The sequence below is a fragment of the Arthrobacter sp. P4_F10 genome (genome assembly GCF_056401435.1).
In genome coordinates this window covers 1-15409 of the sequence record NZ_JBFUJJ010000053.1, presented here as the reverse complement: position 1 = coordinate 15409, position 15409 = coordinate 1, and the positions used below count along the sequence as shown (strand labels likewise).

Genomic DNA, 15409 nt, shown 5'->3' with positions numbered 1-15409 from the left:
CCCCGATGCCCGAATACTGGTACAACGTCAACACTCACGAGATCGAGGAAGACGCGATGTCCGACTGGAGTCAGTTGATCGGACCGTACAAGACCCGTGAGGAAGCCGAACACGCCCTGGAGAAGGTCAAGGCGCGTAACGAGGCGTGGGAAAAGGACGAGGACGACTAGCCTGTTTCGGCCTGCCGCGCAGGTGGGGGCATCCGCTGGCAATCGCAGACCGGACAACGCGCACGGGGGCTGATTTTTCTCAGCCTGTCATTCTCACCCTGCGAGGGTGAGTGCCAGCCGGTTACGGCCAGCCATACTGAGAAAATGCCGACCAGCGCTATCCGCACCCGCGGCGCCCGAGTCACCGACCTGGCCAGGCTGGCCCTTGCCTGGGCTGCTTCGACTGCAGCCCTCATTATCACCGGCGCCCTGCTGCCAGGGTTCTCAGCAACCAGTTGGTGGGCCTACGCCGCAGTGGCAGCAGTGGCGGGCATCGTCGGTCTGGTGCTCCGCCCCGCGCTGGTGGAGATCTCCGCCCGGGTGGGCTGGCTGGYGGTGCTTCTCACCGCTTTGATCGGGCAGGCCCTGATCATGTACGTCGCCATCCGCCTGGTGCCCGGCATCGAGTCGACGGCATGGACCGCACTTGCCGCGACCTGGGTCAGTGCCGTCGTGGGCACGMTCATCTCGTGGGCCACCACGGCCGGGACTGATGACGGACTCATCACCTCGCTGGCCGGAAGGGCACGCCGGCAGGAAACGGTGACGGATCCGGAAGTTGACGGCGTCCTGTTCGTGCAACTCGACGGCGTCCCCTTCCCGGTACTGCAGTGGGCGGTCCAATCCGGGGCAGTACCCCATATCCGGCGCTGGCTGACATCGGGGGATTACCAGTTCCGTGAATGGACTCCGCAGCTGCCGTGCACCACGCCAGCCAGCCAGCTGGGCATTCTGCACGGGACCGTCGACGGGATCCCCGCCTTCCGGTGGTATGACCGTGAGCTCAAACGGGTCCTGGTGGCCAACCGTCCGGCAGACGCCCGGGTGATCGAGGAAAGGCACAGCACCGGCCAAGGCCTGCTCTGCGACGACGGCGTCTCCATTTCGAATCTGTTCACCGGTGACGCGCCCCGATCGCTATTGACGATGAGCCGGGTGGAGGTCCGGCGCGGTTCCACCCAAACCCGTCGTGCGTTCGCGTGGTTTTTCGCTTCGCCGAACGGATTCATGCGCAGCTTCACGCGGACAGTCGCGGAGATCCTCAAGGAGCGTTGGCAGGCCCGGAGACAGGTCAAGCGTGACCTCAACCCGCGTGTGCATCGAGACTGGACCTTCGCCCTGCTGCGAGCCGTCACCAACGCTCTGCTGCGAGACCTGAACACGGCCTTGGTGGCGGAGGAGTTGCGTCGTGGCACGAAGGTCATCTATGTCGACTACGTCGACTACGACGAGATCGCCCACCATGCAGGCATGTTCCGGCCCGAATCCCTCGCCGCCCTCGATGGCCTGGACCGCACGCTCGGATCCCTGGCCCAGCTCGCCGGGTCCGCCCCCCGCCGCTACCGGCTGGTGGTGCTCTCGGACCACGGCCAGTCCCAGGGCACCCCGTTCGCCGACCGGTATGGCCAGGCGCTCGGCGATCTGTGTGCGGAACTGATGAACGAACAGGTTCAGAACGTGGACGCGTCCGTCGAGGGGCTTGGGCGCGCGGACTCCATCGCCGGCGACATTGCGGCCGGCGGGATGACCGGGAAACTGGCCGGCCGTGCCGATAAGGTGCTGACCAAGGCGCAGCAGACGTCGGCTCCCGGCGACGCCGAGGATCCGGTGGTCGTGTTGGGTTCAGGCAACCTGGGCCTGGTCTACGTGCGGGGTGACCGGCGCTTGACTCTCCGAGCMCTCGAGAGCCAGTGGCCAGCCCTGATCCCGGGCCTGGCAGGCCATCCCGGTGTCGGGTTTGTCGCCGGCATTGATGACGACGGCCAGTCGTGGGCGATCGGAAGCGGTGGGCGCCTCAACCTCACCAGCGGCGCGGTGGAGGGCATCGATCCGTTGGCCGGCTTCGGCTCCCACGCGGCGCGGGTGCTCGCCCGGGCGATGATGCACCCCGAGGCACCGGATTTATATGTGAACAGCGCGGTCGATCCAGTGACCGACGACGTCTCAGCATTCGAAGGCCTCGTCGGATCCCACGGGGGCCTCGGCGGTTGGCAGGACCGCGCCATGCTGATCGGCCCGGCCGACCTCATGGCGGGGCTGCCCGAGCGGATCGAGGGTGCCGGAGAACTCCACCGGGTGCTGGTGGGAATGCTCGAGTCCTGCGGCCAACGAGCCACGACGGCATTCCACAATTGAGTGACTGGGTTGAGTGACTGGATTGAATGACTGGGCTGAGCGACTCACTCGGGCGCTACCCATGACTGGCCGGGAGCGAGGACCACTGCCGTGCAGCCAGGAGCCTGCTCCGCCACGGCCTCAGCAAACCGGTGCCCGGGCTGCTCAAACCAGCTCCGGGCAAAATGTGTGACGAACGGAGGGTGCAGCGTTCCCCAGTGCACCGGTACGGCGAATCGCGCGCCGCTCATCGCGACAGCCCGGGCGGCGCTCTCCGGAGACAGGTGTCCCGCCGAGAGCCTCGGTCCCCACCCCCAGACCGGCACCAGGGCGACATCGATGGGCCCTCCCGCCATGGCGGGGATCGCGGCCATCTCCGGATACAAACTCGTGTCACCGGCGATCCAGACGATGCCCGATGGGCCCCGAACGAGTTGGCCATTGGCGTCGTTGGGACGGTGCGGCATAGGGCGGCTGCGATGCTCGGCGGGCACCTGGCGAATCTCGACCCCGCCGCCTACCGGCGTCCAGCCGTCCCCCAAAGGAACCGTGTGCAGCAGCTTTCTGCGACGCAACCAGGCAACGTTCGCCGGAGCGCTCATCAGCGCTGCCCCGCGGAGCATGCGCAGGGAGCGCAGCTCGGCGTGGTCGTGGTGCAGGTGGGAGAGCAGCACCACGTCCGGTCGGCTCCACGACTCCGGGGCCGGCCGCGGTGCCAGGCGTCGCAACAGCCCGGCATGGGGACGAAGCAGCGGGTCGGTCAGGACCCGAACTCCGTCGAGATCCAGAACCACCGAGGAGTGACCAAGCCAGGTGATTCTCATGCCGGGCCGTCGCCCGTTGTCCAGGTCAGGTGTCGCGTCAGGCCAGGGCCTTTGCCTTCAGGGAATCAAACTCGGTCTGGTTGATAGCTCCGGAATCGAGCAGCGCCCTGGCATCGGCGATCTGGGCGGCGGGACTGGCCGACTTGCCTGCGACCTGCTGGATGTACTCCTGTTGGGCAGCCTGTTGCTGGGCCAGCGTCTTCATCTGCCGCTCGGCCATGCTGCGGCCCCGGGCGATCAGGTAGATGAGGGCGCCGAGCCAGGGTACGAAGATCAGCAGTATTACCCAGCCGGCTTTACCCCAGCCGCTGAGCTCGTGGTCGCCGAACAAGTCCATCAGGCAACGGAACCACACCATCAGCGCGGCGATCCAGATGAAGAACCAGAAACTCCACAGCAGGACGTCCCAGAAGCTATTCGTGTCCATCGATACTCCTCCAGTCGTGTCCGCCGGAGCCTGACCCAGCGCTTCGCGCATGAAACCGTCCGGGCCGGCGGAACATCTTGGGGCCTTAATGCAGACCTTAATGGCCAGCCTGCCCGCACCGGAGACGCAACGCATCGCCCGTGAAGGATGAGGTATCGCCGCAGGTCACGCTTTGGATACGAATAACGAATGCCTTGTGGGCACCACGGCGGCTGAGATGGAGTGCTCCGGAGGTGGCTTAGAAGGAGTGCTCCGGGCCGGGGAACTGGCCCGAGCGCACGTCCTCGCCGTAAGCTTTCGCCGCGTCGCTGAGCGAGGTGCGCAGGTCCGCGTACTGCTTGACGAATTTCGCCATCTTTCCACCGCGCAGGCCCGCCATGTCCTGCCACACAAGGACCTGTCCCGTAGTGGCGCTGCCTGCGCCGATGCCGACGGTGGGGACCTCGACAGCGGCATCCACGGCGGCCGCCGTGGCGGCCGGGACCATTTCCATGAGCACGCAGAACGCGCCGGCGTCCGCCAGCGCGACGGCGTCGTCGATCAACCGCTGGGCGTCATCGCCGCGGCCCTGGACCCGGTAGCCGCCGAGGGCGTGCTCGCTCTGCGGGGTGAAGCCGATGTGCGCCATGACCGGGATCCCGGCCTGGACCATGGCGCGGACGGTCTCGGCGTAGAACTTTCCGCCTTCGATCTTGACCCCGTGGGCAAGGCCCTCTTTCAGGAACCGCACGCCGGTGGCGACCGCCTGCTGGGCGGAGACCTCGTAGCTGCCGAACGGCAGGTCCGCGACCACCAGAGCCCGCCGCGCGGAGCGGGCGACGGCCCGGCACAGCGGAAGGAGCTCGTCCACCGTCACGGGCAGGCTTGTCTCGTTGCCGAAGACGTTATTGGACGCCGAATCGCCCACCAGCAGCACCTCGATGCCTGCCTGGTCAAAAATCTCGGCGGTGTACTGGTCATAAGCGGTGAGCATGGCGAAGCGCTCACCGTTGACCTTGGCCTGGTACAGATGATGCGTGCGGATCCTGGCCGCCGGCTTCCGGGGCGCCTCCGCAGCCCCGCCAGTGCCGCCGCCGGCGCCACCCGTGGTTCCGGATGGGACGGCCGCTGAAGCCGCTGCCGGGCCGTTGCCGTAGGGGGCCGCAAGTTCTGCGGGCGTGCTGGAATCAGAGCTGTTAGGTGTGGCCATGCCACGAGCGTAATGCGATACGAAGTGCCGCAGCTACCGGGGAACGTCCCCGTTGGCAGTGAATCACGTCACAAGGGCGGTCCGCGTGACGGCGCAGCGCCGCCGTACGCCGCGAAATCCTCCGCCGTTGTGTTAACGGTGTGTTACGCGGGGGTCCGGCTTCAGCAATCGGAGGCAATGCTTAGTAAAGTGAACCGTGAGCAGCCGCAGGGCCCATGAAAGGCGGGCCTGGGGCGGATGGAAGAACCGGAAAGAGGCCAGTATGGACCGCCAGCAAGAGTTTGTCCTGCGGACGATCGAAGAGCGCGATGTGCGGTTTGTGCGCCTTTGGTTCACCGACGTCGTGGGATCGCTCAAGTCCGTGGCCCTGGCCCCGGCCGAGGTTGAAGGCGCGTTCGAGGAAGGGCTCGGATTCGACGGGTCATCGATCGAAGGCCTGGCCCGTGTCTTTGAATCCGACATGCTCGCCCAGCCGGATCCGGCCACGTTCCAGATCCTGCCGTGGCGCGGCGAGACCGAGGCCACCTCGCGGATGTTCTGCGACATCCTGACCCCCGACGGCGAACCCTCCGCCGCGGACCCGCGCAACGTCCTCAAGCGCACCCTGGCCAAGGCCGCGGACATGGGCTTCACCTGCTACACCCACCCCGAGATCGAGTTCTACCTGCTCAAGTCCCAGCAGCCGGGCCCCGACGGATCGCCGGTCCCCGTGGACGAGGGCGGCTATTTTGACCACGTCCCGGGCGGCGTGGCCCAGGACTTCCGCCGGACCGCCGTGACCATGCTCGAATCCGTCGGCATCTCCGTGGAATTCAGCCACCACGAGGCCGGGCCGGGCCAGAACGAGATCGACCTGCGCTACGCGGACGCGCTGCAGACCGCGGATAACATCATGACCTTCCGGACGGTCATCAAGGAGGTCGCGCTGCAGCAGGGCACGTACGCCACCTTCATGCCCAAGCCCTTCACAGCCCACCCGGGCTCCGGCATGCACACGCACTTCTCGCTCTTTGAAGGAGACACCAACGCCTTCTACGAGGCCGGTGCGGAGTTCCAGCTTTCCGAGACGGCGCGCCAGTTCATTGCCGGCATCCTCAAGCATGCCCCCGAATTCACGGCGGTGACCAACCAGTTCGTGAACTCGTACAAGCGGCTCTGGGGCGGGGGGGAAGCACCGAGCTACCTGAGCTGGGGCCACAACAACCGCTCCGCGCTGGTCCGGGTCCCGCTGTACAAGCCCGGCAAGGGCCAGTCCGCGCGGATCGAATACCGTGGCATCGACTCCGCCGCCAACCCCTACCTGGCCTATGCCGTGCTCCTCGGTGCCGGCCTGAAAGGCATCGAGGAGGGCTACCAGCTCCCCGCGGCGGCCGAGGACGACATCTGGTCACTGAGCTCGGCGGAACGCCGCGCCATGGGCCACGACCCGCTGCCGGCGAGCCTGCACGACGCGATCCGGACCATGGAGGATTCCGAACTCATGCCGCAGATCCTCGGCGAGCAGGTGTTCGAGCACTTCCTGCGCAACAAGCGTGCAGAATGGCAGGACTACCGCCTCCAGGTGACGCCCTACGAGCTGCAACGCAATCTCGGCATTCTGTAGGCTGCCCCAATGAGCCTGGCACGACGCCTCATTGCCGCCGGCTTCAGTGATCTGGACAAGGGCGAGCGGTTCCTGGCGGCCCGGGAGCTGGAGGGGCTCGACCAGGATGCCCTGTTCGCGGGGCTGCAACTGGCGGCGAACCCGGACACGGCCCTGCAGTCCCTGGTGCGGCTGATCGAGAAGCACCCGGAGCTGCGCAAGCTTGCCGTCGCGGACCTGGAGAGCAGCGAACCGCTGTACCGGGTCCTGGGGGCCTCCGAGGCGCTGGGCGAGTTCCTCATCCGCCACCCCGAGCACCTCGACGCCTTCGAGGTCCGGGTCAGCCCGGAACCGCTGGCCGCAGACGCCGCGGCCCTGCGGTCCCGGCTGCTGCAGTCGGTGCGGGCCGACCCCAAATCTGCCCGGCCGGTGGCGGCCCTTAGCGGTCAGGAAGCCTACGCCGCCCTGCGGACCGCCTACCGGCGCGGGCTCGTGGAACTCGCCATCAAGGACCTGTGCGCGGCCGATCCGCTGGACTTCATGCCGGCCGCGGGAGCGGAACTGGCAGATCTCGCCGGAGCCGCCCTCGAGGCCGCCCTCGCCGTGTCCCGGGCCGAGGCAGCGGAGAAGTTCGACGCCGAGGAGGTGGCCGACGTCGGGCTCGCCGTAATCGGCATGGGCAAGTGCGGTGCCGGCGAACTGAACTACATATCCGACGTCGACGTCATCTACGTGATCGATTCCGGCGCGCTGGAAGACACCCTGGCCACTACCATCGGCACCGTCCTGGCTGCCGGGATCTCGCGGGCGATCATGTCCACGAGCCGCGAACCCGGGCTGTGGGAAGTGGATGCGAACCTCCGGCCCGAGGGCAAATCCGGGCCGCTGGTCCGGACCCTCGCCTCGCACGAAAGCTATTACGCGCGCTGGGCCGAGAGCTGGGAATTCCAGGCCCTCCTGAAGGCCCGGACGATTGCCGGCGACACCGCCCTGGGGGCCCGCTACGAGGCAGCCGTGACGCCCTTGATCTGGTCCTCTGCGGGACGGGACGGCTTTGTCGAATCCGTCCGCGCCATGCGCCGCCGCGTCACCGAACATATTCCAGCCGATGAGGAACAGCGGCAGATCAAACTGGGCCGCGGAGGACTGCGCGACGTCGAATTCACCGTCCAGCTGCTCCAGCTCGTGCACGGCAAGTCCGATGAATCGTTGCGCTGCCGGGACACCACCTCGGCCATCGCCGCGCTGTCCGCGGGCGGGTACATCGGCCGGTCGGACGCCGCGGAGTTCGACCGCGACTACCGCTACCTGCGCCTCCTCGAACACCGGATCCAGCTGTTCCAGCTGCGCCGGACCCACCTCATGCCGGTCAACGAGGCATCGTTGCGCTCCCTGGCCAAGGCTGTCCTGGGACCGTTCTCCGCCGAGCGGCCCAAGCCGGATGCCCTGGTCGCCGCCTGGCGAAAGACCAAGCGCTCTGTGCGGGAACTCCACGAACGTATTTTCTACCGCCCCCTGCTCAATACCGTCGCCACCCTGAGCAGCGAAGAGGCGCGCCTGACTCCGGAAGCCGCCCAAGGCCGCCTCGCGGCCCTCGGCTACCTCGATCCCCCCGGTGCGATGCGGCACATCGAGGCCCTCACCGCCGGCGTGAGCCGGCGCGCCGCACTCCAGCGCCAGCTCCTGCCCATTCTGCTGGACTGGCTCGCCGACGGCGTGGACCCCGACGCCGGGCTGCTCGCCTTCCGGCGCGTCAGCGAGGCCCTTGGCACGACGCACTGGTACCTGGGCATGCTCCGGGATTCGACGGTCGCGGCAGAGCGGCTCTGCCACGTGCTCGCCAACTCCCGGCTGATCGCGGACCTGCTGGAGGTTTCACCCGAGTCCGTGGCCTGGCTGGGCACGGACAAGGACCTGGTGCCGCTCAGCTTCGAATCCCAATGGCTTGAGATCACCTCGAAGATGTCCCGGCACGCGGACCCGGAGAGTGCCATGCGGCTGATCCGGCTGATCCGGCGCCGGGAAATCCTGCGGATCGCCATTGCGGACAGCGAGGGGCTGCTGGACCAGGACCAGGTGGGGGCAGCCCTCGCTGATACGGACCGGGCGGCCGTCCTGGGGGCGCTGCGCGTGGCGGAGACGATCATCACCGCCGAGGAACCGCTGAAGACGCACGTGCTGGTGGTCGCGATGGGCCGTCAGGGCGGCCGGGAGATCGGCTACGGCTCGGACGCCGACGTCATGTACGTCCACCGYGGACTCCCCGGCGTGCCGGAAGAGGAGGCACAGGCGCAGGCCCTGCAGATAGTGGGCAAGCTCTCCAGCCTGCTGACCCAGCCGCTCAAACCGGCGATTTTGGCCGAACGGGTGCTGGCGGTGGACGCTGACCTGCGCCCCGAGGGCAAGAGCGGGCCCATGGTGCGGTCCCTGGAGTCCTATGCCGAGTACTACCGCCGGTGGTCCCTTGTCTGGGAGGCCCAGGCGCTGCTGCGGGCGCGTCCCATGGCCGGCGACGATGCCCTGGCCGAGGATTTTGTGGCCCTGATCGATACCATCCGGTACCCGGAGTCGTTGTCTGACCAGGACGTGCGGGAGGTCCGGCGGGTCAAGGCCAGGGTCGAGGCGGAGCGCCTGCCGCGCGGGGCCGATCCCGCCCGGCACCTGAAGCTCGGCAGGGGCGGGCTGAGCGACGTCGAATGGCTGGCCCAGCTGCTCCAGCTCCGGCACGCCGGCAAACATCCGCAGCTGCGGACCACGTCCACCGTGGAGGCGCTCGAGGCGGCGGCGGCCCTGGATCTGATCGACGCGGGGGACACCGTAATCCTCCTCCGCGCCTGGCGGCTGGCGAGCCGGATCCGTTCGGCCAATGTCATCTGGACCGGCCGGTCCTCGGACCTGCTGCCCTCCTCCCGCCGCGACCTTGAGGCCGTGGCCCGCTGGTGCGGCTATGGACAGGGCAACGCGGCGGCGCTGGAAGAGGACTACCTCCGGTTGAGCCGCCGCGCCCGGGCAGTTTTCGAGCGGGTCTTCTACGGCCAGTAGCGCTTGCTGGCTGGCACGCGGCTACTGAAACTCCCTACTGACACGATTGCAGTGCGGTGCTACCTTGGGCGGATGGCCAGGCAACTGTTTGTGAACCTTCCCGTCCGGAATCTCGATAAGACCGTTGAGTTCTTCACAGCGCTGGGATTCTCCTTCAACCCCGACTTCACTGATGAGAACGCCACCTGCATGATCGTCAATGACGACGCGTACGTGATGTTGCTCGTCGAGTCCTACTTCAAGACCTTCACCTCGAAGTCCGTCGGCGCTACGGCTGACACCGCCGAGGTCATCATGTCCTTCTCGCTTGAGAGCCGCGAAGCCGTGGACGACGTCATCCGTACCGCCCTGACCTCCGGCGGCACGGCATCGGAGGAGGCCCAGGACTACGGCTTCATGTACACGCACAGCTTCCAGGACCCGGACGGCCACCTCTGGGAAGTCTTCTGGATGGATCCGGCCGGCCCGCCTAAGGACGCTGCGCTGTAGCTGTTTTGCGCGTGGCGGCAGGCGCCGCCTGCGCGGGTACGCTGTCTACATGTCTGGACATGTGTGGCTGCTGCCCTTGAAGAACCTCGACGACGACGCCCGGGCCATCAAACTTGGGGAGATCGCGCTGCTGGAGCTCGGCGAGGGGCAGCTGAAGTTCGTCGGCGAGCCGCTGCGGATGATGCTGATCGCGCTTGAGGAAGAGTCCCGGCATCCGTTCGCCGTGGATGAGAACGGCACCGCCGTCGGAGTCCTCACCCTCCAGGCCGGAGCGGCGCGCCTCGCCGGCTGGCCTGACGACGACTCCGCCTGGCTGCTGCGGGGCTTCCTGATCGACCGGCGTCAGCAGGGCAAGGGCCTCGGCACCCTCGCCGCGGAGGCCTCAGTGCGGGAGGCCGCCAAACTGACGGCGGGCCTGGGCAGCGGCCAGGCCGGCGTCGTACTCTCCGTCAACGAACTGAACCCGGGCGGCCTGGCCGCTTACCGCAAGGCCGGTTTCGAGGACCGCGGCCGCTACGAAGGCGGCGACGCCGGCCCGCAACGCATTATGTACTGGGCATTCTGACCATCTGGAGTCCGCTCCAGCCGGTGTGTCAACGTGCGTTGACGCCCTCCGCATCCGTCAACTAGGGTTGACGCAAGGAGGTGTGGCATGAAGACCTTGATTGGCTCGATGGACGGCAAAGGCCCGGCCGAGGCGCTGTGCGCCGTGGCGGAGCTCCATAAGGAACTGGCGCGCACAGAAACCGAGGTGGTGCTGCGTGCGCGGCAGGCCGGACTGTCGTGGGAGGCGATTGCGGTGTGCCTCGGTGTCAGCAAGCAGGCGGTGCACAAGAAGTACGGAAAGCGCTGAGGTGCGGAAGATTCAGAAAAAGGCCGGCCACGGGTGAAACCCGTGACCGGCCTTTTTGTTCGGAAGTCCTGAGAATTCCGGCCGGCTAGGCAGGGCCTAGCCGCATGATCTAGCTAGACGCCGTAGTAGAGCTCGAACTCGTACGGGTTCGGGCGCAGCGAGAGCGGACGGATCTCGTTCTCGTACTTGTACTCGATCCAGGTGTCGATCAGGTCCTGGGTGAAGACGCCGCCGGCCTGCAGGAACTCGTTGTCCTCGGCCAGTGCGTCCAGGGCCTCCTCCAGGGTGCCCGGAGCCTTGGGGATGTCCTTGGCTTCTTCGGCCGGGAGCTCGTAGAGGTCCTTGTCGATCGGAGCCGGGGGTTCGATCCGGTTGCGGATGCCGTCAATGCCGGCCATCAGCTGGGCGGCGAACGCCAGGTACGGGTTGGAGGAGGGGTCCGGTGCGCGGAACTCGATGCGCTTGGCCTTCGGGTTGGAGCCCGTGATCGGGATACGGATACCGGCGGAGCGGTTGCCCTGCGAGTAGACCATGTTGACCGGAGCTTCGAAGCCCTTGACCAGGCGGCGGTAGGAGTTCACCGTCGGGTTGGTGAAGGCCAGGACGGCGGAGGAGTGCTTCAGCAGGCCGCCGATGTACCAGCGGGCAGTGTCGGACAGGCCGGCGTAGCCCTTCTCGTCGTAGAACAGCGGCTCGCCGCCGGTCCACAGTGACTGGTGGCAGTGCATGCCCGAGCCGTTGTCACCGAAAACCGGCTTCGGCATGAAGGTCACAGACTTGCCCCAGGCGTCAGCGGTGTTCTTGATGACGTACTTGAACTTCTGCAGGTCATCAGCCGCGTGGGTCAGGGTGGTGAACTTGTAGTTGATCTCAGCCTGGCCGGCGGAGCCGACCTCGTGGTGGCTGCGCTCGACCTCAAGGCCGGCCTCGTCCAGGGCAACACACATGGCGTCGCGCAGGTCGGCCTGCTTGTCAGTGGGGGAGACCGGGAAGTAACCGCCCTTGACCGGGGTCTTGTAGCCGAGGTTTCCGCCCTCTTCCTCACGGCCGGAGTTCCAGTGCGCTTCCTCGGAGTCGATCTTGTAGAAGCTGCCCTGGGGCGAGGACTGGTACTGGACGTTGTCGAAGACGAAGAACTCGGCCTCGGGAGCGAAGAACGCGGTGTCGGCAATGCCGGTGGAAGCCAGGTAGGCCTCAGCCTTCTCGGCCACGCCGCGGGGATCGCGGTGGTACGGGTCACCGGTACGCGGGTTCACGATCGAGAAGTTCAGCGCAAGGGTCTTCTCCATGCGGAACGTGTCGATGAACGCCGTCGTGACGTCCGGGATGAGCTGCATGTCAGACTCGGCGATGCCCTGGAAGCCGCGGATCGAAGATCCGTCGAACAGCTGGCCGTTGACGAAGAAGTCTGCGTCAACGCTCTTGGCGGGCACGTTGAAGTGCTGCTGAACGCCAGGGAGATCGGTGAAGCGGATATCGACGAATTTGATGTCTTCGTCCTTGATGAACTTGAGGACTTCGTCCGCAGTCTTGAACATCTATGCTCCTTACGCATATGAAAAATCTGGCCGTCAGGCACATTGGTCCAGCGCAGTCCAACAGCGGGGAAGGCAAAAAAACTCCCCCGCTTCGCAGTCGCTAGCAACTGTTACCACCCTAAGGACATGGGATTTCCCCGCAGTGTCCGCATTGTTTCGGGGAGGTTACAGAATGCCCTGACACGTAAACGCTAGCCGCAGGTCCATACTGTGGCCTATACGGTCCACAGTGTGACACCCTACCGCCCACACTGTGGACATGCCAGAGCCGATAAGATTGGAGGGTGGTAGATCGCAAAGACATCGGTTCATGGCTCACCGGGCCGGACACATCCGGCATCTCCAGGTACCCGGGGGAGCGCCTAGGGCTGCCCGACGCCGGGTCAGGATCGATCGCCCGTGCCGGCCGGCGCATCCTGGCGATCTGCATTGACTGGGGCATCGCGCTGTTGATCAGCAATTTCGCCTTCGCCGGCGATTCCTGGGCCACCCTTGCCGTGTTTGCCATCGAGCAGATCCTGCTGATCGGCACCCTCGGCTACAGCATCGGCCACCGGATCGTGGGGATCCACGTGGTCCGGCTGGGCGGAGGCCCGGCAGGCCCGCTCGCGGCTCTGGTGCGCACTCTGCTGCTGTGCCTGGTTATCCCTGCCGTCATCTTCGACCCGGACCAGCGCGGCCTCCACGACAAGGCCATGAATACCGTGCTCGTCCGGATGTAGCTCCTGCCCGTGTCCGGCGGCGGTGCCAGGCCGTCAGGGCGCGGCGGTCCCTCGTCCGCTTGCCACGAACGGCCGCTAACSTCCCCGGATAGCGGCCATTTGCGTCAGATTGGCTCAGTGTTGGTGCCAGGGCGCGGCGGTCCCTCGTCCGTTTGCCACGAACGGCCGCTAACCTCCCCGTTTGGCGGCGGTTTGCCACGAACGGCCGCTAACGTCCCCGGATAGCGGCCATTTGCGTCGGATGGGCGCAGCGATGGTGCCAGGGCGCGGCGGTCCCTCGTCCGTTTGCCACGGACGGCCGCTAACCTCCCCGTTTGGCGGCGGTTTGCCACGGATGGGCGCAGCGATGTTGTCAGGGCGCGGCGGTCCCTCGTCCGTTTGCCACGGACGGCCGCTAACCTCCCCGCAGAGCGGCCATTTGCGTCGGATGGGCGCAGCGATGTTGTCAGGGCGCGGCGGTCCCTCGTCCGTTTGCCGCGGACGGCCGCTAACCTCCCCGTTTTGGCGCGGTTCGCCGCGGACGGCCGCTAACCTCCCCGCATGGTGGCCATATGCGTCAGAGGGGCGCAGCGATGGTGYCAGGGCGCGGCGGTCCCTCGTCCGTTTGCCACGGACGGCCGCTAACGTCCCCGCAGAGCGGCCATTTGCGTCGGATGGGCGCAGCGATGGTGCCAGGGCGCGGCGGTCCCTCGTCCACTTGCCACGAACGGCCGCTAACCTCCCCGTTTGGCGGCGGTTTGCCACGAATGGCCGCTAACCTCCCCGCATAGCGGCCATCTGCGTCAGATTGGCGCAGTGTTGGTGCCAGGGCGCACAGAACCCGAGGTCCCGGGCAAAATTAGACCCCCGCCGTCTCCTGGGCCGGCGTCGGCGCGGCCTCTCCGGCCTGCACCGCCAGGTGACCGCGGCGCCCGGCCCAACGTTCAAACCAGACGGTCGCGAAGGGGAAGACGGCGGACACGCCTGAGAGCAGGGCAACCCGGAACGGCCAGCGAAGCTTCGCCCACAGGCTCAAGGCCGCGACCGAATAGCCGATGAAGAACGCGCCGTGGATGGGACCGGCAATCTCCACGCCGAGTTCCGTCGTCTTGGTCACCCATTTGAGCACCATGCCGACCAGCAACGCGGCCCAGCTGAACGCTTCGGCGATCGCCAGCCCCCGGAAGATGCGGATCATGATGGCGGTCGGTGGGAATGTCATGCGGTTCTCCTGGTTCCTGGCACCCGTCGGGTAGATCTCGGACGGTAATGGAAACGCCCCGGCTGGCGGATTGTGGCCGTGAACCGGGGCGTTTCTGCGTTACTGGCGTTTCTGCACTACTAATGGGCTGTGGGAAGGGCCTAGCGTCCGCGGGCCGCCTTGCGGTCCGGACGGGCCTTGTAGGGATCGATGCCCTTCGGGATGGGCAGACGGCCGCCGAGCGACGAAATGCGCTTGGACACGGCGCTGACCTCGGTCTTGGTCAGTTCGCCCTTGAGCTTGTTCATCTTCCTGGCGATCTGGCTGAGCGGCACCTGGCCTTCGCCGCGGCCGCTCTCGATCACGTGAATGGTGACGTTGGGGAGGATGCGTGCAAGACGCTTGCGCTCGGCGTCGACCAGCGGCTTGACCCGGTTGCTGGGGCCTTCGCTGACGAGCACGACGCCGGGACGGCCGATGGCGCGGAAGACGGCGTCCTGCGTGCGCGGGTTCACGGCGACGGGCTGGTCCTCGGTGATCCACCCGCGCTTGAGCGTGCCCAGTGCGGCGCCTGAAGCGCCCGGCTGGTCCTCGATCTGAGCGAACGCGGCGCGCTCGGCACGGCGGGACAGGATCAGTGTGGCGGCAAGGGCACCCAGAGCGATGCCGATGATCAGGCCGGTGATCCAGTTTTCGAGCAGGAAGCCGACCAGGAGGCTGACCGCAACAACACCGAGGAAGGCCAGCAACATCAGCCACGGAACCATGGGATCGTGGCGGCGCGTCATCTGGAAGACTTCGCCGATCTGCTTCAGCCGGCTCGGCTTCTTGGCCTTTGCTTCCTTGGGCTTGCGGGAGAAAAGTCCGCGCTTCGGAGCATCGGAAGCCGGGCTGGAGTTGCTGGGATCAGGGGAATTCACCATAGTGCCTTAATTCTACGTGATGGACGGCCAAGGGCCGGCACCGGATGACTCCGGGGCCGGCCCTTGGCTGGAAGGGTCTGAGAACAGGATTCAGGAATGCGCCGCGAGCAGTGAGCTGGCTTCCTGGCGGGTGCTGCCGGAGCTTTCGATGTGGGCGAGTTCGGCCGGGATTTCCCAGCCCTTCTTGCGCATCGCGGTGGCCCAGAGCCGGCCGGCGCGGTAGGAGGAGCGCACCAGGGGCCCGGACATGACGCCGAGGAAGCCGATCTCGTCCGCTTCGTTTTGCAGGTCCACGAATTCCTGCGGCTTGACCCAG

At 66.7% G+C, this 15409-nt stretch carries 14 protein-coding genes and 1 pseudogene; 8 read left to right on the top strand and 7 right to left on the bottom strand.

What is annotated here, in order from left to right; all coding sequences use genetic code 11:
* Positions 1-5: 5 nt before the first annotated feature.
* Both AC1DR1_RS21840 and AC1DR1_RS21835 read left to right on the top strand, forming a co-directional pair.
* Entirely contained in the window at positions 6-170 is a 165-nt protein-coding gene (locus AC1DR1_RS21840; protein WP_139164280.1) for an SPOR domain-containing protein, read from the top strand.
* Between the two features lie 144 nt (positions 171-314).
* On the top strand, positions 315-2345 hold the full coding sequence (locus AC1DR1_RS21835; protein WP_476993300.1) for a phage holin family protein: 2031 nt from the start codon (positions 315-317) through the stop codon (positions 2343-2345).
* 44 nt (positions 2346-2389) lie between these two features.
* Here the strand turns inward: AC1DR1_RS21835 and AC1DR1_RS21830 are convergent, their stop codons facing one another.
* From AC1DR1_RS21830 to panB, 3 genes are all read right to left on the bottom strand, one after another.
* Positions 2390-3148 carry an MBL fold metallo-hydrolase gene (locus tag AC1DR1_RS21830; RefSeq protein WP_364743889.1) on the bottom strand — a complete coding sequence of 253 codons (759 nt, stop codon included), beginning with the start codon at positions 3146-3148 and terminating at the stop codon, positions 2390-2392.
* 37 nt (positions 3149-3185) lie between these two features.
* Positions 3186-3575: an SHOCT domain-containing protein gene (locus tag AC1DR1_RS21825; RefSeq protein WP_229994713.1), complete on the bottom strand. Its 390-nt coding sequence runs from the start codon at positions 3573-3575 to the stop codon at positions 3186-3188.
* A 238-nt stretch (positions 3576-3813) separates the two neighbouring features.
* On the bottom strand, positions 3814-4764 hold the full coding sequence (panB, locus tag AC1DR1_RS21820; protein ID WP_229994712.1) for a 3-methyl-2-oxobutanoate hydroxymethyltransferase: 951 nt from the start codon (positions 4762-4764) through the stop codon (positions 3814-3816).
* A 262-nt stretch (positions 4765-5026) separates the two neighbouring features.
* On the opposite strand from panB, the gene glnA (AC1DR1_RS21815) reads away from it, so the two are divergent.
* From glnA (AC1DR1_RS21815) to AC1DR1_RS21795, 5 genes are all read left to right on the top strand, one after another.
* Positions 5027-6367, top strand: a complete 1341-nt coding sequence (gene glnA / locus AC1DR1_RS21815) for a type I glutamate--ammonia ligase (RefSeq protein ID WP_120954845.1) — start codon at positions 5027-5029, stop codon at positions 6365-6367.
* Positions 6368-6376: 9 nt separating this feature from the next.
* Positions 6377-9388 carry a bifunctional [glutamine synthetase] adenylyltransferase/[glutamine synthetase]-adenylyl-L-tyrosine phosphorylase gene (locus AC1DR1_RS21810; protein ID WP_229994711.1) on the top strand — a complete coding sequence of 1004 codons (3012 nt, stop codon included), beginning with the start codon at positions 6377-6379 and terminating at the stop codon, positions 9386-9388.
* A gap of 90 nt (positions 9389-9478) precedes the next feature.
* Entirely contained in the window at positions 9479-9877 is a 399-nt protein-coding gene (locus AC1DR1_RS21805) for a VOC family protein (RefSeq protein WP_476993299.1), read from the top strand.
* 49 nt (positions 9878-9926) lie between these two features.
* The gene (locus AC1DR1_RS21800; protein ID WP_476993298.1) at positions 9927-10442 is read left to right on the top strand and encodes a GNAT family N-acetyltransferase; all 516 of its coding nucleotides are present in this window, start codon (positions 9927-9929) and stop codon (positions 10440-10442) included.
* An 87-nt stretch (positions 10443-10529) separates the two neighbouring features.
* Positions 10530-10730, top strand: coding sequence for an AsnC family protein (locus AC1DR1_RS21795; RefSeq protein ID WP_229994708.1), 201 nt, complete (start codon positions 10530-10532; stop codon positions 10728-10730).
* A gap of 113 nt (positions 10731-10843) precedes the next feature.
* Here AC1DR1_RS21795 and glnA (AC1DR1_RS21790) read toward each other — a convergent pair whose 3' ends face one another.
* On the bottom strand, positions 10844-12268 hold the full coding sequence (gene glnA / locus AC1DR1_RS21790) for a type I glutamate--ammonia ligase (RefSeq protein ID WP_018772378.1): 1425 nt from the start codon (positions 12266-12268) through the stop codon (positions 10844-10846).
* 284 nt (positions 12269-12552) lie between these two features.
* Between glnA (AC1DR1_RS21790) and AC1DR1_RS21785 the strand changes: the two genes are divergently transcribed.
* Complete coding sequence (locus AC1DR1_RS21785; RefSeq protein ID WP_229994707.1) at positions 12553-12990, top strand: RDD family protein; 438 nt, start codon at positions 12553-12555, stop codon at positions 12988-12990.
* Between the two features lie 838 nt (positions 12991-13828).
* Here AC1DR1_RS21785 and AC1DR1_RS21780 read toward each other — a convergent pair.
* The 3 genes and pseudogenes from AC1DR1_RS21780 to AC1DR1_RS21770 form a co-directional block, all read right to left on the bottom strand.
* Entirely contained in the window at positions 13829-14191 is a 363-nt protein-coding gene (locus AC1DR1_RS21780) for a DUF3817 domain-containing protein (protein WP_364743900.1), read from the bottom strand.
* A gap of 140 nt (positions 14192-14331) precedes the next feature.
* Positions 14332-15093 (bottom strand): DUF4191 domain-containing protein, encoded by a 762-nt coding sequence (locus AC1DR1_RS21775; RefSeq protein WP_476993297.1) that lies wholly within the window; start codon positions 15091-15093, stop codon positions 14332-14334.
* Between the two features lie 90 nt (positions 15094-15183).
* A pseudogene (locus AC1DR1_RS21770) lies at positions 15184-15409 on the bottom strand (lipoyl synthase); the annotation flags it as partial.